Here is a 19,594-nt window from a genome sequence, read left to right on the forward strand (position 1 = left end):
TAATTTTCTTAATTACTTAATATCAAATCGCACCTGCAAGATACCAACTGCACTATCGACTTTTGGCGTTACGTTCAATCTGATACTTTCTACAACAAAAGAATCTCCATCAGAATGCACAAGATTAAATTGATCTTTGAGCAAACTATATGAATCGGTACTGTATAATGGGAATGGCTTCCAAGAGCCACTATCATCTTTATATTCCAAGTTCCAAACATCCGGCAAACGAACTCCGCCATTGTCGTCATACCAATAAACCGAAAAAGCTTTTATATCCGTAGGATTTTCAAAGGTGAAATCGACACTTTGCTTTTCCCCTTTTTTATTCCACGAAGTCCATCGATTGATTTCTGTATCGTGAGAATTCTTCGGATGCTTGCCGTTAACAATAGAGAGTACATGTTCGCCTTCGTTTGTATAAGCCGCTTTTATATCTTTTATTGATACGGGAAGAATAGCAACACTTTCACGCACCTTCTTTTCATTCTCAGCAAACCAAATATTCATTGTTGAAACACCTCGATTGTTCCATGCATAATATGGAATAAGATTCAGTGAAGCCTGATGAACATTCCCTTTTACATCTATATAATCCGCCGAAACATTTTTTATTAGGTCTATCCCCTTCAATATTCCTGTATCATCTCTCTGTACCTTAGCATCTGCTGATACTCTAGTCAGATAATACCTGTTCACATCCTCACTATTATCAACACCCTCTGCACAATAGACTAACGGGCCTCTGGTGATAGCTACCCTGTCATTGTCTGCTTTTACTTCGTTTATAGCATGAGAATAACGAACAGGCATAGGTAGTTTAAGCTCTACTTTATCCCCTTTCTTCCATTTTCTGGAGATAGAAACAAAACCTTTATCAAGAGAAACTTCACCTTTCTTAAAAGACAAATTTCCGACCTTCTTATCGTTTATATATAATTCCCACGCTTTCGAATTATTATCAACATAGCTATACAATTTACCCGGTACAAACTGAGAACCAACCCACGTAGGGATTCGCATTTTTATTGAAAATGTCTGATCATTCTTTTCGGGGTTTACTGTTAGTACGATACTTTCATCGAACGGATAATTCGTTTTTTGCTCTAGTGCTACTTTTCCGGATGTAAGAGCAAAGTCTACTTTACTTCCCGTGTAGAAAGAACAGAAAATTTCGTTATCGGTATGCGCATACATCAAACCCGAAATTTGAGGAATAAGCCTCGCTAAATTTGTCGGGCAACAAGCAGTTCCAAACCAATATGAACGATCTACCGTACCATCCGAGGCAAGAGGATTAACATAGAAAAACTTGTTTCCCTCAAGATTTACTCCCGCTAAAACATTGTTCAACAGTGACACTTCGGCAACGTCCATGTATTTTCCATCCTTTTCGAGAAGGAACATACGATGGTTAAAGAATACATTGCCTACAGCGGCACACGTTTCATTATATGCTTCCTTATTTGGCAATTCATATTCAGGACCAAAGCCTTCGATACCATGTATAGCTCCCAGCCCGCCTGTGATATGCATCCGTGTGTCCACAATATTGCCCCATATCTTATCCAAAGCAGGCGAGAGAGTAGTATCCCCCGTCAATGTGCCGACATCAGACATACCCGAATAAAGATAAACCGCACGCACGGCATGCCCCACGGCCTTATCCTGCTCACGTACAGGCGCATGCTGTTGTGCATATTCGGGCGACATGGTTCCTTTACCATCCGGTACGTAGGTTACACCTCGTATATCGATAAACTTTTTCGCCATATTGAGATATAGCGGATCTCCGGTCACACGATAAAGCTTCACCAATGCGATCTCTATTTCTTCATGTCCGGGAGCTTGGTTTACAGGTTTACCACCATTGTAATTCCGATCCCCATCAAAGAAGACTTTATTGATATGCCTAGCACTCTTAGTCGCAATATCCAGCAGGTTCTTTTTGCCGGTAGCCTGATAGTATGCAGCCGCAGCCTCGTAAAGATGGCCCATGTTATACAACTCATGGCTATGCACTACCCACGAATAAGGCTTATCGCCCATTCCTGCCCCACCCCACAATGGTGCGGTCTTATAAGACCCGGTAATATGAGGAGGGTACAAATAGCCGTCGGGTTGCTGAGCCTGAGCTATAATATCTGCTATATCATCTATCTGCTTCTCTAATTTTGGATCACGCTCCATCTTTAATAGATAGGCTGCACCTTCGATAACCTTAAACAAGTCGGAAGTGCTGAATCTGCTATCAGATGGTAAAGACCCTTCGATTCCTTTCAGATAATTTGCTGTGCGTCGAAGATCTTCTACGGCAATTTCTGTCCGTTCGAATGCCACAGGAACCAATACTTCTTTTTGGATCCTCATTCTATTGTTCCAGAAATTATCGGTAAGAGTCACTTGCTCAAACGACACAGGAGTTAAGATATTCTGAGAATAAATATTCACAGAAGCCATAATAAAAATGAATATATAAATACCTTTTTTCATTTGGGGGTATATCTCTTCTTATTCAGAACCATTTAGCATCTCAACAATGATGACAGACGTAATCCAATAGCAAATAGCTGCTTACTAAATTGTTACAAAATTACAAAGGACGTTCCGTTTCGTACTTTTCTGTCAATTCTTTTTTAGATAACAGATAGTCAATATCATCAAGTCCTTTCAATAGACATTCTTTCTTGTAAGGGTTGATTTCAAAGCTTTCTGTTTTCCCCGTTACATTGTTTGTTATGGTTTGCTTTTCCAGATTGATTGTCAATGTAGCTTTTGGATCAGCATTTACACAAGCAAATATTTCGGAAAGAAACTCGGGTGTAACCACAACAGGAAGTACTCCGTTGTTTAGTGAATTGTTTCTAAAAATATCGGCAAAGAAGCTTGAAACAACAGCTTTGAATCCATATCCGGCAACAGCCCACGCTGCATGTTCGCGACTAGATCCGCTACCGAAGTTTTTTCCGGCAACAAGTATTTGTCCGCTATATGTAGAATCGTTGAGCACAAAATCAGCTTTGGGACTTCCATCTTTATTGTAACGCCAATCGGCAAAAAGATTATCACCAAAACCTTCTTTATCTGTCGCTTTCAAAAAGCGAGCCGGTATTATTTGGTCTGTATCCACATTCTCAATGGGAAGTGGAACGTATGTTGATGTAAGTGTTTGAAATTTTTCCATTGTTATTTATATGTATAATGAAAGAATATTTTATTGTTGCTTATCAGTCTAATCGATGTAAAAAATCATTTTAATAAGGAATCATTTGTTTCAGTTAGTCTAACAAATCAGAAATTTCTAGGATCTGTAATCTTTCCTGTCACAGCAGCGGCAGCAGCCACAAGCGGACCGGCAAGAATAGTACGAGCTCCCGGACCTTGACGCCCTTCAAAGTTACGATTTGACGTAGACACTGCATATTTACCTGCAGGAACCTTATCATCGTTCATCGCAAGACATGCCGAACAACCCGGTTGGCGAAGTTCAAAGCCAGCTTCTTTAAGAATATCATACAATCCTTCGTCTTTGATCTGTTGTTCTACTTTCCAACTTCCCGGAACTAACCAAGCAACTACATTATCAGCCTTTTTCTTTCCTTTTACAAAGTTTGCAAACACACGGAAATCTTCGATACGTCCATTGGTACAACTACCAAGGAATACATAATCTATCGATTTGCCTTCTACCTTTTCTCCGGGTTTGAAGCCCATATAATCCATAGACTTTTGGAAAGAAATACGTCCCGCCTCATCTATTTCGTCCAATGTAGGGATCGATTCATCAATACCCATACCCATACCCGGATTAGTTCCGTAAGTAATCATTGGTTTAATATCTGCGGCATCGAATGTCAATTCTTTATCAAATTTAGCACCTTCGTCAGTCTTTAATGTTTTCCAGTATGCTAATGCCTTATCCCACTCTTCTCCTTTAGGTGCAAATTCACGACCTTTCACATAAGAGAAAGTAGTCTCATCGGGAGCAACCAAACCTCCACGAGCACCCATCTCGATACTTAGGTTACATAGTGTCATGCGCTCTTCCATAGACATGTTGCGGATAGCCTCACCCGCATATTCTACGAAGTAGCCGGTAGCACCGCCGGTAGTCAACTTAGAGATCATATATAGAGCTAAATCTTTAGCAGAAACACCTTCACCTAATTTTCCGTTAAACGTTATACGCATTGTCTTCGGACGTGTCTGAAGAATACACTGCGTAGCCAAAACCATTTCCACTTCACTGGTACCAATACCAAATGCAATAGCTCCAAAAGCACCATGTGTAGAAGTATGGCTATCTCCGCAAACAATAGTCATTCCGGGTTGTGTAAATCCGTTTTCCGGACCTATGATGTGTACTACTCCATTTTTTTGATGCCCCAAAGGATAAAACAATTTAATGCCAAAATCCTGGGCATTTTTAGACAACGTATCCAACTGATTTCTGGATATAGGATCTTTTACAGGTTGATCCTGGTTGATAGTCGGCGTATTATGGTCGGCCGTTATCGTTGTTTTTTCGGGACGGTAGACTTTCAGCCCCCTCGCCCTAAGTCCATTAAATGCCTGAGGACTTGTAACCTCATGACAAAAATGGCGATCTATATACAATTGAGTGGGGCCATTTTCAACGGATGACACCACATGTGCATCCCAGATTTTGTCGAATAGAGTTTTCATTTTTCAAGTTTATTTTTGTTGATTCAACTTTTGAATAATTTCTCGTTCCAAGTTTTGTCCCGGAACTTCAATAAATTTATGAGTAAAGATCGAGCATATATAGCCCGATGTGAATATATACAAATATGCTAATATAAAGTAAAATGCTGTAGATCTATCTAAAAAGTCATATTTTATAGAAACGTAACAATAGATAAGGATTGTCAGAGCTAAATAAGACAATGTCTTTGGTCGACGAAAGTACCCGTTAGAAGCATATTTACAACATGATGAAACTAATCCCTTTACAAAAGGAATATGAACCAGAATAACCATCAATATAGCTATTCCGCGAAGGCTGTCAATATATTCATATTTTTTAGTTTCCATTTACTGCTTTAGTATGAGAAATAGGATCGAAAGACAATTTTTTTATTAGTCTCTTTCCCAAATTTTGCCCCGGCACTTCAATTATCCGATATGTTATACTGGATATAGCAAAAGCTACCCCTGCAACAACAATATACATCAATAGAAAATTAAGAAGCGATGTTGTAAAATCAGTAACCTCTATAATTCGATAAAAACCAAATCTATTGAAAAGATACACAACGGCAAAATGTAAAAGATACATGCTGAAACTTACTTTTCCGACCTCTGCCAGAAAGCGATTAGAGAACAGCCTGAAGCTATATCTAGCCTGAATAATGAGTAATAACACAAACACAAGACTAAACAAAATATGCTTCGGAACTGAGATATAACAAAATACAATCATCATTCCCAAGAGGTACACCCATGTAAAAGGTTTTATTTCATGCTGTTCTCTATTCAAAAAGAAATAAGCTAATATCCCTAATGGGAATACCGGCAGTTGAACAAAGAAGTTATATTCATGGAAATACGGATATATTGTATTCGCCTTTATGAAGGGATCAATAATCAACGCCAATGTCAAAGTAGACAGGAACAATAGTAGAGCAGCATTTACTGTTTTTATTTTACTGCATATAAACGGTAACATAAAGTAAAACAAAAATTCCACCGAAACAGACCATCCTCCAGGTACATAATTGTTGGTATGCTCAGGGATAAGTGCATTGGTAAAGAAAACGTTACTCAACATAGACCGAATTGGTATTGCCGAAAAATCAGGGTTTACAAAATTGAATTGCAGATATTTATCTAATGTAAAATAAATAATAGCTATATAATACATAGGTGCTATCCTGAAAAAACGACGAATAAAGAAATTCCGGTTTTTGTGTGGCTCATCCAGTCTGTTGTAATGTGACATAGTCAATGTATATGCACTTACAATAAGAAATAGCTGTACGCCATATGCTCCATTCCCTATTATCGACAACAACAAACTATCTTTTGGAAAATAGTCGATCATGTTATCCAAAACTATACCAACATGAACAAGCACAACCAAAAGAATTGCTATTCCTCTCAAGCTGTCTATATATTGGTATTTTTTGGGTTCCATCTATTTTGACTTTGTCTGTGCCTTTTTTACTTTACAAATTTGTTTACTGCATTTATAAATGCTTCAGCCGAAGCTGTTACAATATCAGTATTTGCAGAAAAGCCGTAGTAATTTACTCCTTCATGCTCTACCTGCATATGTACCTTTCCAATATCATCGCTACCTCTGTTTATTGCCTGAATCAAAAATTCTTCAATAACCATCTGACGTCGTATGATTTGCTTGATCGCTTTTATGGCAGCATCTACTGGCCCATTGCCGGAAGCCGAGGCTTCAAATTTTTCGCCGGCAATATCAAGTCCTACATTTGCCACATTGCGTATTCCCAGCCCTGAGATCACCTGTAGATAATCCAACTTGATACGATGCATTTTATCTGTTTCTCTACCCGCTAAGATTAGAATATCCTCATCGGTAATATCTTTCTTCCTATCTGCCAAGTCAAGAAAACGTTGATAATACTCAGCTAATGTATCATCATCAACTTCTATACCAAGCAAATTTAGTCTATTTTTCAATGCGGCACGTCCACTTCTGGCAGTTAAAACGATGGCGTTATCATCAATACCGACGTCCTTAGGGTCGATAATTTCATAAGTAGAAAGATGTTTCAGTACTCCGTCCTGATGAATACCCGATGAGTGAGCAAAGGCATTGCGCCCTACCACAGCCTTGTTTGGCTGAACAGGCATATTCATCAGATTAGAAACCAAACGACTGGTTGGATATATCTTTTGCGTATTGATATTTGTCTCTATTTTCAATTCTTTATGACTATGAATAGCCATAACAACCTCTTCCAAAGATGTGTTTCCTGCACGCTCACCTATACCGTTTATCGTCACTTCTACCTGACGAGCTCCATTCAGTACTCCCATTATAGAGTTTGCCGTAGCCATACCCAAGTCTTGATGACAGTGTGTAGAAAGAATCGCATTCTTCATATCCACATGGTCAATCAGATATTTTATTTTAGCGCCATACTCTGTGGGCAAACAGTACCCTGTAGTATCGGGAATGTTTACAACAGTAGCTCCGGCATTAATTACGGCTTGTACCACACGTGCAAGATAAGCATTGTCGGTACGCCCTGCATCTTCGGCATAAAATTCAACGTCTTCCACAAAACGCTTCGCATATTTGACAGCAGCAGCAGCCCTTTCTATAATTTCGTCTTGTGTCGAATTAAATTTATGTTTAATATGATATTCCGAAGTTCCAATACCTGTATGTATACGTTTTTTCTTGGCATACTTTAAGGCTTCGGCAGCTACTTCTATATCTTTTTCCACAGCACGTGTAAGAGCACAGATTGTAGGCCAAGTAACAGCCTTGGATATTTCAACCACCGAGTTGAAATCTACAGGACTGGAAACAGGAAAACCAGCTTCGATTACATCAACACCGAGCATTTCGAGGGCTTTGGCTACTTCAATTTTCTCGATTGTGTTCAACTGGCAACCCGGAACTTGCTCTCCGTCTCTCAATGTGGTGTCAAAAATAAATAACTTGTCCATAACTGTTTTTAATTAAATCCTGATTATTTTACATAAAAAAAGCCTTTCTCATCTACTTTACAGTGAGAAAGGCTCTAGTTTTTTCTTTATCGTTTATACTACATAGCAATGCTCACTCTAAATTTCTCCAGAGCAGAATGAGTGAACTAATAATAATACTATGTAAATTCATATTCAATATTTACTTTATTGGCTGACAAAGTTATTTTATTTTTTCAGAAAAACAAATAAAAAGTTTCATCTTTTGATTTTTTTATGACATTTACACATTATAGGTAATTAAATCGATAAAACGTATCTTTGCACATATTTTACTAAATAAAATCATGATCACCACTTTTAACGACTATCTAAACAAACATAACTATTCTAAATTTGATCTCAAAGCCATCCTTTTCGATATGGACGGAGTTCTGTACGACTCGATGAAATGGCATGCCAAATCGTGGAAAGAAACAATGGACGAGTTTGATATACCAAGTACGCCCGAAGAATTCTACCTATACGAAGGAATGGTGGGTAGCCATACAATAAACCACCTGATGAAAAGGGAAAAAGGAAGAGAAGCTACCGAAAAAGAAGTAAATGCAATATATAAGCGTAAGACCGAGCTGTTTTCGGAATATAATGACGGAAGCCTGATTCCATACGCTTACGACTTCGTAAAAAAAGTCCATGAAGAGGGATTGATCTGTGCCGTTGTAACAGGATCGGGGCAACCAACTCTGATAGATAAACTGGAGCATAATTTCCCCGGATTATTTAAGAAAGAACGAATGGTAACAGCCTTTGATGTGAAACATGGTAAGCCACACCCCGAACCTTATCTGATGGGGTTGGAAAAAGCCGGACATCTGAAGCCAAACGAAGCGATTGTTGTAGAAAATGCACCTAGAGGAGTAGAAGCAGCGGTTGCCGCAGGCATCTTTACTATTGCTATAAACACAGGTCCGATGCCTGACAAAATATTAGTCGATGCGGGTGCAAACATCGTACTGCCATCGATGAAAGCCTTATATAAAAAATGGGATGAGTTATACAAATTAATAAAACCATAAAAGAAATAAGGGGACAAAAGAACCGATAATACAACAAAATGACATTATTTACGTTTTTTAATTAGCGGTTCATTTTTTTTCTATCTTTGTGAATCGATATGTATTGTATACAGTGGGAAAGGAAATGGGGAAATTATATGTTATACCTACCCCAGTAGGTAATTTAGAAGATATGACCTTCAGGGCAGTCAGGCTATTAAAAGAAGTGTCTCTTATACTGGCTGAGGATACCCGAACAACAGGTATTCTGTTGAAACATTTCGAGATACAAAACAAGATGCAATCGTATCACAAGTTTAATGAACACAAGGCTGTAGCTCATATTGTAGAACGTATAAATGCAGGTGAAGATATGGCACTGGTCTCAGACGCCGGTACTCCGGGAATTTCTGATCCGGGATTTCTGATTGTCAGAGAATGTATTGCTGCGGGTATTGATGTAGAGTGTTTGCCGGGAGCAACGGCTTTTGTTCCGGCTCTTGTAGCATCGGGTATTCCTTGCGACAGATTCTGCTTCGAAGGTTTTTTACCTCAGAAAAAAGGGAGAATGACCCGCTTCAAGGTATTGGCCGAAGAAACAAGGACTATTGTATTATACGAATCTCCGCATAGGGTATTAAAAACGTTAACACAATTAGCAGAATATATGGGTGAAGAACGATATGTGGCAACATGTCGCGAAATCTCCAAAAGATATGAAGAAGTCTTAAGAGGCAGCCTCAAAGACTTAATATTACACTATACAATGAACGAACCCAGAGGAGAATTTGTTATAGTGCTTGCAGGTAAAGAAGAATAAATTTTTAAACTATAATAGAAAAAGAAATCTAACAACTTAAATATTAGTTTATGAAAAAATTAGTAGTTGGATGTCTATGCTTATTAGCATTAGCATCGTGTAACGTAAAAAATTCGGATGAATATAAAGCTTTACAGGCTCAACGCGACTCTCTACTTCAAGTTACGAGCAAAAGTAATAGCGAATTGGAGGAAATGAATACTTTGATTAACGATGTGGAGGAAAATTTCAGACAGATCCGAGAAGCTGAAAAATTCCTATCTATCGAATCGAAGTCTAAAGGGGAAATGTCTAATGATACAAAAACACGTATCAAAGACAATTTTGAAATGATCAATGAAATATTGAAAAAGAACAAAACTGATATCGACAAACTAAATAAAAGGCTAAAAAGCAACTCGGGACAAATGTCAGGCTTGAAAGCAACTATCGAACGTTTGAATTCTGAGCTAGTAGAAAGAGCTAACACTATTTCGGAACTTCAAAAATCATTATCAGCACGTGACGAGCAAATAGCTTTATTGCAAACAGATGTACAATCATTAACTTCAAATGTAGAAACGCTATCGTCTCAGACTGCAGAACAAGCATCTAAGATTAAAGAACAAGACAAGGAGTTGAATACTGCTTATTATATGTTCGGCACAAGCAAAGAGCTTAAAGAAGCTAAAATTGTTTCGGGCGGATTCCTTGCTTCTCCTAAGATTTTGAAAGAAAGCATCGAGAAGAGTAAGTTCATAAGGATTGACATCCGTGATACTCACAGTATTCCTGTTTATGACAAAAAAGCAAAACTATTGTCAGATCACCCTAAAGACAGTTATACTTTAGACAAAGATGCAAAAGGAACTATAGTTATCAAAATTACAGACTATAAGAGATTCTGGAGTTTAACTAAATTCTTAATCATCGAAGTAGGTTGATAATAACAACGATATAATATCAAGAAGCGCTATCTATAAAAGATAGCGCTTCTTTTTGTAGCTAAATTCAAAAGCTAAAACACTTTTTTCTATTATATTATTACTAAGAAGTGAAATACTCTCTAAATTTTGATAGAAAATAAATATTCCTGTTATTTTTGTAACTTTGCATTATAAATGCATATCCCTTTGTTATGTCAAAATAACGGAGCTTCTCGTATCACTATTGATAAGGGATGTTTTGCTTCGTTTAACATAACAAAACAACAACTTATTTTATCAATCACTTATACTTAGCGACAATGCCAGTAAATATCCCAAATAATCTTCCGGCCATAGAGATTCTAAAAAAAGAGAATATATTTGTTATGAGTCAGTTAAGAGCTGACGAGCAAGATATCCGCCCTTTGAGAGTACTCATACTAAATCTCATGCCGATAAAGATTATGACCGAAACGGATCTGATCAGATTATTGTCGAACAATCCGTTGCAAGTAGAAGTTGACTTCTTGATGCTCGAAACACATGTATCAAAAAATACATCGGAAGAACATTTGCAGATGTTTTATAAAAGTTTTAGTGACATCAAAGAAGATTTCTACGACGGGATGATTATTACAGGAGCCCCGGTAGAACTCTACGAATTTAAAGAAGTAACATACTGGTCCGAGATATCTGCAATATTCGACTGGGCACGTACGCATGTTACATCTACACTCTATATTTGCTGGGCGGCTCAAGCAGCCATGTATCACTTTTATGGCATAAATAAATATATTCTTCCTGAAAAAATGTTCGGGGTATTCAAGCATGTAGTACATGACAAGAAGTTTCCACTATTCAGAGGCTTTGATGATGAATTCTACATTCCACACAGTCGCCATACTACGGTAAGAAGAGATGAGATACTAAATAGTGGCGAACTTAAAATACTGTCCGAGTCTGACGATTCGGGAGTAGGCATCGTGATGTCGCGCGGAGGACGTGAGTTTTATCTGACAGGTCATTCAGAATATGCTCCTTACACCTTGAATAACGAATATATAAGAGATGCAGAGAAAGGATTACCAATAAAAATTCCAAGTAATTATTACAAAAACGACAATCCGGCAAATCCTCCCGTAGTGCGTTGGTCGGGACATGGAAATTTATTGTTTAATAATTGGCTTAACTACTTCGTCTATCAAGAAACTCCATACGATAAAACTCAAATTAAAAATTTGGGAGATCTTGATTTAATGAATGAAAAATAAAAAGGTCAGATCCTATTTGTAGATTTATCTATATATAAGAAAGTTTCCACAACAAAAAGGTAACACTCAAAAACAGTAAAAAACGTGTTACTTTTGTTACTTTTTATTCAGAAACATAAAAGAAGACAATCACTTGCTTAAAATACGAAAAATAGAATTACTCGCTCCTGCCAAAAACCTTGAATGTGGTATCGAGGCAATCAATCATGGTGCGGATGCAGTATATATAGGTGCGCCAAAGTTCAGTGCACGGGCTGCTGCCGGCAATACACTCGATGACATTAAGGCTCTAGCCGAATATGCACACTTGTACAATGCGAAGGTATATGTAGCTCTCAACACAATACTGAATGATAATGAACTGAGAGAGACAGAAGCACTGATATGGCAGCTATACAATGATGCCCGAGTAGATGCTCTGATTATTCAAGACATGGGCATTACGATGCTCAACCTCCCTCCTATAGCCCTACATGCAAGCACACAGATGGATAACCGAGGGGCTGACAAAATAAAATTTCTCGAAAAAGCAGGTTTTCAACAAATAGTACTACCCCGAGAGTTGACAATAGACGAAATACACGATATAGCAGCACAAGTCACCACACCTCTCGAAGTTTTTGTACATGGAGCATTGTGTGTATGCTATAGTGGGCAGTGTTACCTCAGCCAGGCTTTATCGGGACGAAGTGCAAATAAAGGAGCATGCGCACAATATTGTCGCCTACCTTATACGTTGACTGATGCCGAAGGAGAAGAGATCATGGCAAAAAAGCATTTTCTATCGATGAAAGATCTCAATTTATCGGAGAACTTGGAAGAGCTGCTTGAAGCCGGAGTGAGTTCTTTAAAAATAGAGGGGCGACTCAAAGACATTTCGTATGTAAAGAATGTTGTGGCTTATTATCGCGCCAAACTCGATCATATTATAGAAAGACACCCGGAATATATAAGATCATCGTCGGGAAAATCCAGTTATACATTTGAGCCAAATCTTGAGAAGAGTTTTAATAGAGGTTTTACAAAGTATTTCCTGCACGAACGCACAAATAATATGTGGTCGCTAGACTCACCAAAATCTGTAGGTGAACCGATTGGCAAAATCAGTGAAGTTACAACAAAATACATCAAGATAAATAGTGCCAAAAAGTTGCATAACGGAGACGGACTTTGTTTTTTTAACAACAAAAAAGAACTCGAAGGTATTAATGTAAATCGTGTAGAAGAAGATACTATATATCCAGCAACTATTCCCGAACTAAAAAAGGGAACTTATGTGTATAGAAACTATGATCATGAGTTTGAGAAATTATTATCAAAAAAGTCTGCCGAACGTAAAATAGAGACATCAATAATAATAAAAGAAATAGCATTTGGCTTTTCTCTTGAAATTAAGGATGAGGATGATAATCACGTAACTATCAACTTTGAAGTAGAAAAACAACCTGCTCAAAAAGATCAAACAGAAAATATACGGAACAACCTAAGTAAAACAGGAAATACAATATTTAGGGTCAATGATGTAATCTTTGACTTCCAAAACAGTTGGTTTATTCCGGCCTCTGTTTTATCGGAGTGGAGAAGACAACTCATAGACAAGCTATTGTCTGTTCGAAAGATTAAATATCGTCAAGAGATTATCCCTCATAAACAGACCTCTCATACCTTTCCTATTTCCAATATTACATATCTCGGAAATGTGATGAATGAGAAGAGTAAGCAGTTTTATGTTCAGCATCAATCTGCAGTAACACAGCCTGCTTTTGAGAAACAAGTACAGAATGATGTTCCTTTGATGTTTACCCGTCATTGTATCAAACAGTCATTAGGCTGGTGTCCTAAAGAAGGCAATGAAAAACATCCGTATAAAGAGCCTTTCTATCTGGTGTACAACAATACGAGACTGAGACTTTTTTTTGATTGTAAAAATTGCGAAATGAAGGTATTCAATGACTCCATTAATTAATATTTTATCTATCTTTAGCCCCCATAAACGTGGAACTCTATGTTAAGAAAAATATTCAGGTATACATGGCCACCGGCAATAGTTGCCATTATTATATTTTATTTATGTTGCCTTATCGCTCCAAAAGATGTTCCCGAGATCGATTTTTGTCTTTTTATCCCCACAGATAAGATTGTTCATTTTTTGATGTATTTTGGGCTGTCCGGAGTGGCTTCGTTTAATTATATCTATGATAAGCGAGGTAAGATAATTATACTAAAGCTTATCCTTTTTGCGCTATTGGTTCCTATTATATACGGAGGACTGATTGAGATACTTCAGAGTAAATACTTTCCCGGAAGGACTGGAGATTGGTACGATTTTTTGGCTGATGCCTTAGGAGCGATTGCCTCCCTTCCTTTCTCGTTTTGGTTTAGACGATTTTTATTAAATAAAGAACTAAGAGAACAAGAAATATGAAAAAGCTTTCAATTATTTTATTTGTATTATTTACATCCGTAAATATATTCTCGCAAGAAAACGCTGACTATCAATACAAAGTAAAAGTTGGTGATATAGCTCCAGACTTTGAGATGAGCTTACCATCGGGCAAGACAATCAAACTGTCATCTCTCAGAGGGAAAGTTGTAATGCTACAATTTACAGCCAGCTGGTGTGGTGTATGCCGAAAAGAAATGCCACATATAGAAAAAGATATTTGGCAGAAACATAAAAGCAATCCGAATTTCGCTCTATTTGGAATTGACAGAGAAGAACCCGCTGAAACAGTTCTAAAATTTGTGAAAGCAACTGGTATCACCTACCCTATCGGACTTGATCCTAAAGCAGATATATTTGCAACCTATGCAGAAAGGGAAGCGGGCATCACCAGAAATGTTATTATAGACAAGGATGGTAAAATTGTGATGTTGACAAGGCTTTTCAAAATGGAGGAGTTCAACGAAATGGTATCGTTAATAGATTCGTTACTAGCAAAATAAATACGGATATACAATATAAAACCGTATGACTTTTATTTAGGACTATAAGCAATGAATATAGTAATCATTAAATATAACGCAGGTAATATATTCTCGGTAGAACATGCTTTTAAGCGACTTGGCATCGAAGCTGTTGTTACAGGAGACAAAGAACTGATACAGAAAGCTGATAAAGTAATTTTCCCCGGTGTAGGCGAAGCCAGTTCTACGATGCAACATTTACAACAAACAGGGCTGGAAAAACTTATTCCCAACTTAAAGCAGCCTGTATTAGGTATATGCTTGGGGATGCAACTTATGTGCTCTCACTCGGAGGAAGGGAATGTAGACTGCCTGAATATATTCGACACAGAGGTCAAACGATTTGTACCACAAAAACATGAGGATAAAGTACCTCACATGGGATGGAATACGATTTCAAATGTAAAGAGTGACTTATTTGATATCTCTTTAGAAAACCAATTTGTGTATTTTGTTCACAGTTATTATGTGGCCATTAGCGAACATACAGCTGCTGTAACCGATTATATACATCCCTTCAGTGCGGCGATGCACAAAGACAACTTCTATGCAACGCAGTTTCATCCCGAGAAAAGCGGTAGCGTAGGCGAAAGTATATTAAAGAACTTTTTGCAAATAAAATAGGTTTTCCCCCTCATGAAAAGGAACTATATATTTGAGGTTAACTTTACAATTTATTGAGTATAGTAGTTTCTCTTTATATACTCTGATATCTTATTGATATCCACCGATGTTTGCCCCATTATATACATACACACGAGTTCACATTCTTCCATTTCGGTCAACTCATACTCCTTATGAGGACTAGCTGCACGCCGCCTGATTATTTCTATGATTATTTTCTTTCTCAACTTCTGCATGACTATTTCGTCTTGCTTTGTCTTTTGATTTATGGTTCCATTCAGCGTGCTCATAATAGTTGTATTAGTTCATTCAGGTTCGGATTTGGCTAAGATAATGTAAAAGTTAATTACTTAAAAGAGATTGGAAGATGCTTTCCAACATAAAAGGAACACAGAAAAGAGATATGATGTGATTCGTGCATAATTTGCATGAAAAAAGACATTATAAATTTTGAAAAAATAAAAATTGCCTCTATATTTGCAGTCTCAATTGCGAAAGTAGCTCAGTTGGTAGAGCACGACCTTGCCAAGGTCGGGGTCGCGGGTTCGAATCCCGTCTTTCGCTCAAATGTGACAAAGGTCGCATTTTTTTGTTTTAAAGCATGCGCACGTGGTGAAATTGGTAGACACGCTACTTTGAGGGGGTAGTTTCCGTAAGGATGTGCGAGTTCGAGTCTCGCCGTGCGCACACTAAAGAAATTGTAAAGCTTACATTATTGCACGCTTTTCCTTTTATACAGAGGATTTCAATACAATTATTTCCACTCTACTTTCACGCAAATTCGCACACAAGGAACAAAGACTGAACGTGATATATTCTATAAAATTCAGAAGTTTGAACTTTAGTTCTACCATCTGCGACTATTTTTAACAAAGAAGATTTTTTCATTTCTACTGTGATAATAGTTTCGCCATCATAAAAACCTCTACTCCTTCGGCTATTTTATAGTTTCCATTAGGTAAGATGGTATATGCATCTAGGTTTCGAATAATTTGTTTTTCGTTAGCAATATGTTTGAGCTCTTCATCGGATTCTGATATTTCAATGAAATAAGTAATATAGCGACTTGTACCAAGAACAGCAACAAATGGATGTTCGGTGCAGAGTCTCTGGAACGCTATTACCCTTATCGGGAGAAACAATTACAAATAGCACAGTTCAGTACTGAAGGTGGTTATTACTACAATTTTCTGCCAGATTCGACCATTAGATAGTGCTATTGTTTATTAATAATATTGCGACAACCTAGAATTTAAACCTTATCGTCATCTTTACACTAGACTTAGCATAAATATTTTATTAGAATGTTATCTTTAAGATATATCTCCGTCCTCAAAGCTTAACTCAATATCATTATAAAATGAAAGACCATAATTCTATAAAAATTGACATTATTCCTGTTATATCAAACATCGATAAATGTTAAAAAAACATCCTAGTAAAAAAAATATCTTTATTTTTGGCTTTCATTTAGATTTATGTTTAAAGGTCTAGAACATATTATAAAGTTTACATAGATGACAGGAGAAAAGAAAGAAGCTATCGACAAGGTGGTTCAACCCATCCAGCGATTTATATTACAAGAGAAGGCCGGAGGTATAGTCCTCGGACTGAGTGTTATCATCGCTATGATTTTAGCTAACTCCCCATGGTCGGAAGATTATTTCCATGTGTTAGAACATAAGCTAGGATTTATATTTGATGGTATTCCATTCTTTGAATATAGCGTTCACCACTGGATCAATGACGGGCTGATGGCTGTTTTCTTCTTCGTTGTGGGCTTAGAACTCAAAAGAGAGATTGTAGGAGGAGAATTATCCAATCCACGGAAAGCCCTTTTGCCTATCGGCGCTGCAATAGGCGGCATGCTGGTACCTGCGCTTATCTATATCGGACTAAATCCATCAGGAGAAGTTCATCACGGATGGGGGATACCGATGGCAACTGATATTGCCTTTGCTTTAGGTGTTTTGTATTTGTTGGGAAGTAAGATACCATTATCTCTGAAGGTATTTCTTACAGCACTGGCTATTGTTGATGATCTGGGGGCTGTCTTGGTTATTGCATTTTTCTATACATCCGATATCTCTTTCATAAGCCTTGCCACAGGCTTTGCTTTTGCATTTATCATGTTCGTTGGTAATAAAATGGGAGTACGGAGCATTTTGTTTTATGCTATATTTGGTATTCTCGGCGTGTGGACTTCGTTTCTATTATCAGGAGTTCATGCAACGATAGCTTCTGTTATTGCCGCCTTTATGATTCCTGCTGATGTCAAAATAAGAGAGAATCTATTTGTAGAAAGGATAAAAGACTATCTGAATAAGTTTAGGGCGGTTGATCCTAAAAACGAAATACCGACACTGACAAACGATCAGTTACATCTGTTGGAAGAAATAAAAATAGATACCAATAAAGCGATCCCTCCGTTACAACGCTTAGAACACCGGATGCATCCTTTAGTGACATTTGTTATTATACCGATATTCGCTTTAGCGAACGCCGGAGTTTCACTCAATATTGATGTTGAACAACTATTCAGTACGAATGTAGCTTTAGGTGTCGCTTTGGGATTACTGTTAGGTAAAGTACTAGGTGTTGTGGGTTTTACTCTTTTATTGATCAAACTGAAAGTTGCTCCCTTCCCACAAGGAATGAATGTACGTAACCTTTTTGGTTTAGGTTTGCTGGCATCTATTGGTTTCACCATGTCTTTATTTATCACATCACTGGCATTTTCTCATCCCGAATATATGGTGCAGGCCAAGATTGGTATTTTTGCTGCATCTATTATCGGTGGGATCTTAGGATATATAACGTTAAGCCGTTCAGTAAAGCATAAATAATGTTGTCCCGAATAAAATATATAGGATTAAATCCGGCAAGATTGTTTGTTCTTAGTTTTTTAGGACTGATTCTTATCGGAACCATTTTACTGTTATTACCGATATCCACAACAGGGAGTATCAGTCTGATCGATGCTCTTTTTACAACAACGAGTGCAGTTTGTGTAACAGGTCTGGTAGCACTGGATACAAGTAAAGATTTTACCCTGTTCGGACAAACAGTCATTATGATTATGATTCAAGCGGGAGGTTTGGGCATACTAACTTTTGCCAGTTATTTCAGCTACTTCTTTAAGGGAGGTTCGTCTTATGAGGATCAATTAACGATGGGTAATATCTCTAACATAGAGAAGATTGACGAAATCTTTAAGACGTTAAAACGGATATTGATTATAACAGTTGGCATTGAAGCTGTCGGGGCACTCTTTATTTTCACTAGTTTAAGCTCTTCCCTAATACCGGGCTTAGGTGACAGGGTCTATTTCTCAGTATTCCATTCCATATCCGCTTTTTGTAATGCAGGCTTTTCCACATTGCCGCATGGCATCATTGAAAACGGATATGTGGACAACTATGGATTCCAATTAAGCCTGATATTTCTTTTCGTTTTGGGAGGTTTGGGTTTTCCTATTGTGATTAACTTGTTGAAATACCTGAAACATTTAATTCGCAGAACATTCTTACAGGTTTTTAATCATAAGAAAGACGTTTACAAACCCTGGGTGATGAAACTGGGAAGTAAAATTAATCTGATAACAACATTCTCTTTAATCGTTATAGGAACAATCCTTATTTTTATAAACGAATACAACAATATACTGTCTTCTCATCAGGGATTCGGAAAATTCGTCACAGCATTGTTTACTGCAACAACTCCGCGCACAGCTGGATTCAACTCAATTGATTTTAATCAACTGCATTTATCATCTTTGATTATAGTAATTATTTTGATGTGGATTGGTGCTTCTCCTGCTTCTACGGGAGGAGGTATAAAAACCAGCACATTTGCGATATCCGTTCTCAATTTTATCAGTTTAGCCAAAGGGCGAAAGAATATTGAAGTGTATAGCCGAGAGGTCTCTGAGACTTCAATACGACGTGCTTTTGCCGTCATGACGCTCTCTATTGTCGTATTAGCAATAGGATCAATACTTATTTCTTATTTTGATGAAGGCTTGCGATTATTAGATATTATCTTTGAGTCCGTTTCGGCATATAGTACGGTTGGTCTAAGCTTAGGAATAACTCCCGAATTAAGTTCTGCCAGTAAACTGGTGCTGATAATACTGATGTTTATAGGCCGTGTTAGTACACTTACTCTACTTATCGCCTTCTTTAAGCAAGTGAGGATGTCTAATTATACTTATCCATCAGAGGAGATATTGATTAATTAAGGTCTCAGACCTATTTGTTATTTTGGGAATATAGTAACAATAGGTAGTTATAATTC

Annotated in this window: 18 protein-coding genes and 2 tRNA genes; 13 read left to right on the forward strand and 7 right to left on the reverse strand. The window is 37.5% G+C overall.

Annotated features, from left to right (window positions below):
- Window positions 1-12 precede the first annotated feature (12 nt).
- From HMPREF9456_RS08000 to HMPREF9456_RS08025, 6 genes are all read right to left on the reverse strand, one after another.
- Window positions 13-2,493 carry a glycoside hydrolase family 127 protein gene (locus HMPREF9456_RS08000; RefSeq protein ID WP_006842993.1) on the reverse strand — a complete coding sequence of 827 codons (2,481 nt, stop codon included), beginning with the start codon at window positions 2,491-2,493 and terminating at the stop codon, window positions 13-15.
- Between the two features lie 100 nt (window positions 2,494-2,593).
- The gene (leuD, locus tag HMPREF9456_RS08005) at window positions 2,594-3,184 is read right to left on the reverse strand and encodes a 3-isopropylmalate dehydratase small subunit (RefSeq protein ID WP_006842994.1); all 591 of its coding nucleotides are present in this window, start codon (window positions 3,182-3,184) and stop codon (window positions 2,594-2,596) included.
- 107 nt (window positions 3,185-3,291) lie between these two features.
- Window positions 3,292-4,686, reverse strand: coding sequence for a 3-isopropylmalate dehydratase large subunit (gene leuC / locus HMPREF9456_RS08010; protein ID WP_006842995.1), 1,395 nt, complete (start codon window positions 4,684-4,686; stop codon window positions 3,292-3,294).
- 9 nt (window positions 4,687-4,695) lie between these two features.
- The gene (locus tag HMPREF9456_RS08015; protein WP_006842996.1) at window positions 4,696-5,055 is read right to left on the reverse strand and encodes a hypothetical protein; all 360 of its coding nucleotides are present in this window, start codon (window positions 5,053-5,055) and stop codon (window positions 4,696-4,698) included.
- On the reverse strand, window positions 5,045-6,157 hold the full coding sequence (locus tag HMPREF9456_RS08020; protein WP_006842997.1) for an acyltransferase family protein: 1,113 nt from the start codon (window positions 6,155-6,157) through the stop codon (window positions 5,045-5,047). Before HMPREF9456_RS08020 ends, HMPREF9456_RS08015 begins: the two co-directional genes overlap by 11 nt.
- 26 nt (window positions 6,158-6,183) lie before the next feature.
- A complete protein-coding gene (locus HMPREF9456_RS08025) occupies window positions 6,184-7,674 on the reverse strand; it encodes a 2-isopropylmalate synthase (protein ID WP_006842998.1) in 1,491 nt (496 codons plus the stop codon).
- Window positions 7,675-8,000: 326 nt separating this feature from the next.
- Between HMPREF9456_RS08025 and HMPREF9456_RS08030 the strand changes: the two genes are divergently transcribed.
- From HMPREF9456_RS08030 to hisH, 8 genes are all read left to right on the forward strand, one after another.
- Window positions 8,001-8,732 carry an inorganic diphosphatase gene (locus tag HMPREF9456_RS08030; RefSeq protein WP_006842999.1) on the forward strand — a complete coding sequence of 244 codons (732 nt, stop codon included), beginning with the start codon at window positions 8,001-8,003 and terminating at the stop codon, window positions 8,730-8,732.
- Between the two features lie 124 nt (window positions 8,733-8,856).
- Window positions 8,857-9,531, forward strand: a complete 675-nt coding sequence (gene rsmI / locus HMPREF9456_RS08035) for a 16S rRNA (cytidine(1402)-2'-O)-methyltransferase (RefSeq protein ID WP_006843000.1) — start codon at window positions 8,857-8,859, stop codon at window positions 9,529-9,531.
- A 50-nt stretch (window positions 9,532-9,581) separates the two neighbouring features.
- A complete protein-coding gene (locus HMPREF9456_RS08040) occupies window positions 9,582-10,454 on the forward strand; it encodes a Cbp1 family collagen-binding glycoprotein adhesin (RefSeq protein WP_006843001.1) in 873 nt (290 codons plus the stop codon).
- Window positions 10,455-10,756: 302 nt separating this feature from the next.
- Window positions 10,757-11,707: a homoserine O-acetyltransferase MetA gene (metA, locus tag HMPREF9456_RS08045; protein ID WP_006843002.1), complete on the forward strand. Its 951-nt coding sequence runs from the start codon at window positions 10,757-10,759 to the stop codon at window positions 11,705-11,707.
- Window positions 11,708-11,840: 133 nt separating this feature from the next.
- The gene (locus HMPREF9456_RS08050; RefSeq protein WP_006843003.1) at window positions 11,841-13,673 is read left to right on the forward strand and encodes a peptidase U32 family protein; all 1,833 of its coding nucleotides are present in this window, start codon (window positions 11,841-11,843) and stop codon (window positions 13,671-13,673) included.
- 39 nt (window positions 13,674-13,712) lie between these two features.
- Window positions 13,713-14,132, forward strand: a complete 420-nt coding sequence (locus tag HMPREF9456_RS08055; protein WP_006843004.1) for a VanZ family protein — start codon at window positions 13,713-13,715, stop codon at window positions 14,130-14,132.
- Window positions 14,129-14,653 (forward strand): TlpA family protein disulfide reductase, encoded by a 525-nt coding sequence (locus HMPREF9456_RS08060; protein ID WP_006843005.1) that lies wholly within the window; start codon window positions 14,129-14,131, stop codon window positions 14,651-14,653. Before HMPREF9456_RS08055 ends, HMPREF9456_RS08060 begins: the two co-directional genes overlap by 4 nt.
- A gap of 51 nt (window positions 14,654-14,704) precedes the next feature.
- On the forward strand, window positions 14,705-15,298 hold the full coding sequence (gene hisH / locus HMPREF9456_RS08065) for an imidazole glycerol phosphate synthase subunit HisH (RefSeq protein WP_006843006.1): 594 nt from the start codon (window positions 14,705-14,707) through the stop codon (window positions 15,296-15,298).
- Window positions 15,299-15,348: 50 nt separating this feature from the next.
- Here the strand turns inward: hisH and HMPREF9456_RS08070 are convergent, their stop codons facing one another.
- Window positions 15,349-15,588: a hypothetical protein gene (locus HMPREF9456_RS08070; protein ID WP_006843007.1), complete on the reverse strand. Its 240-nt coding sequence runs from the start codon at window positions 15,586-15,588 to the stop codon at window positions 15,349-15,351.
- 201 nt (window positions 15,589-15,789) lie between these two features.
- On the opposite strand from HMPREF9456_RS08070, the gene HMPREF9456_RS08075 reads away from it, so the two are divergent.
- The 5 genes from HMPREF9456_RS08075 (at window position 15,790) to HMPREF9456_RS08095 (ending at window position 19,538) form a co-directional block, all read left to right on the forward strand.
- A tRNA-Gly gene (locus HMPREF9456_RS08075) sits at window positions 15,790-15,862 on the forward strand.
- A 39-nt stretch (window positions 15,863-15,901) separates the two neighbouring features.
- Window positions 15,902-15,985, forward strand: a tRNA-Leu gene (locus HMPREF9456_RS08080).
- A gap of 371 nt (window positions 15,986-16,356) precedes the next feature.
- On the forward strand, window positions 16,357-16,512 hold the full coding sequence (locus tag HMPREF9456_RS17060; RefSeq protein ID WP_276324763.1) for a conjugal transfer protein TraO: 156 nt from the start codon (window positions 16,357-16,359) through the stop codon (window positions 16,510-16,512).
- A gap of 303 nt (window positions 16,513-16,815) precedes the next feature.
- Complete coding sequence (nhaA, locus tag HMPREF9456_RS08090) at window positions 16,816-18,144, forward strand: Na+/H+ antiporter NhaA (protein ID WP_006843008.1); 1,329 nt, start codon at window positions 16,816-16,818, stop codon at window positions 18,142-18,144.
- A complete protein-coding gene (locus HMPREF9456_RS08095; RefSeq protein ID WP_006843009.1) occupies window positions 18,144-19,538 on the forward strand; it encodes a TrkH family potassium uptake protein in 1,395 nt (464 codons plus the stop codon). Before nhaA ends, HMPREF9456_RS08095 begins: the two co-directional genes overlap by 1 nt.
- The last annotated feature ends 56 nt before the right edge of the window (window positions 19,539-19,594 follow it).

Origin of the sequence: Dysgonomonas mossii DSM 22836 (assembly GCF_000213575.1) — a bacterium.
Classification (GTDB): Bacteria; Bacteroidota; Bacteroidia; order Bacteroidales; family Dysgonomonadaceae; genus Dysgonomonas; species Dysgonomonas mossii.

Coding starts and splice junctions, on each gene's coding strand:
- leuC (WP_006842995.1), bottom strand. CDS start 4,686: ATGAAAACTCTATTCGACAAAATCTGGGATGCACATGTGGTGTCATCC.
- leuD (WP_006842994.1), bottom strand. CDS start 3,184: ATGGAAAAATTTCAAACACTTACATCAACATACGTTCCACTTCCCATT.
- HMPREF9456_RS08070 (WP_006843007.1), bottom strand. CDS start 15,588: ATGAGCACGCTGAATGGAACCATAAATCAAAAGACAAAGCAAGACGAA.
- metA (WP_006843002.1), top strand. CDS start 10,757: ATGCCAGTAAATATCCCAAATAATCTTCCGGCCATAGAGATTCTAAAA.
- HMPREF9456_RS08060 (WP_006843005.1), top strand. CDS start 14,129: ATGAAAAAGCTTTCAATTATTTTATTTGTATTATTTACATCCGTAAAT.
- HMPREF9456_RS08030 (WP_006842999.1), top strand. CDS start 8,001: ATGATCACCACTTTTAACGACTATCTAAACAAACATAACTATTCTAAA.
- HMPREF9456_RS08095 (WP_006843009.1), top strand. CDS start 18,144: ATGTTGTCCCGAATAAAATATATAGGATTAAATCCGGCAAGATTGTTT.
- HMPREF9456_RS08025 (WP_006842998.1), bottom strand. CDS start 7,674: ATGGACAAGTTATTTATTTTTGACACCACATTGAGAGACGGAGAGCAA.
- HMPREF9456_RS08020 (WP_006842997.1), bottom strand. CDS start 6,157: ATGGAACCCAAAAAATACCAATATATAGACAGCTTGAGAGGAATAGCA.
- HMPREF9456_RS08015 (WP_006842996.1), bottom strand. CDS start 5,055: ATGGAAACTAAAAAATATGAATATATTGACAGCCTTCGCGGAATAGCT.
- HMPREF9456_RS08055 (WP_006843004.1), top strand. CDS start 13,713: ATGTTAAGAAAAATATTCAGGTATACATGGCCACCGGCAATAGTTGCC.
- HMPREF9456_RS08000 (WP_006842993.1), bottom strand. CDS start 2,493: ATGAAAAAAGGTATTTATATATTCATTTTTATTATGGCTTCTGTGAAT.
- HMPREF9456_RS08040 (WP_006843001.1), top strand. CDS start 9,582: ATGAAAAAATTAGTAGTTGGATGTCTATGCTTATTAGCATTAGCATCG.
- rsmI (WP_006843000.1), top strand. CDS start 8,857: ATGGGGAAATTATATGTTATACCTACCCCAGTAGGTAATTTAGAAGAT.
- nhaA (WP_006843008.1), top strand. CDS start 16,816: ATGACAGGAGAAAAGAAAGAAGCTATCGACAAGGTGGTTCAACCCATC.
- hisH (WP_006843006.1), top strand. CDS start 14,705: ATGAATATAGTAATCATTAAATATAACGCAGGTAATATATTCTCGGTA.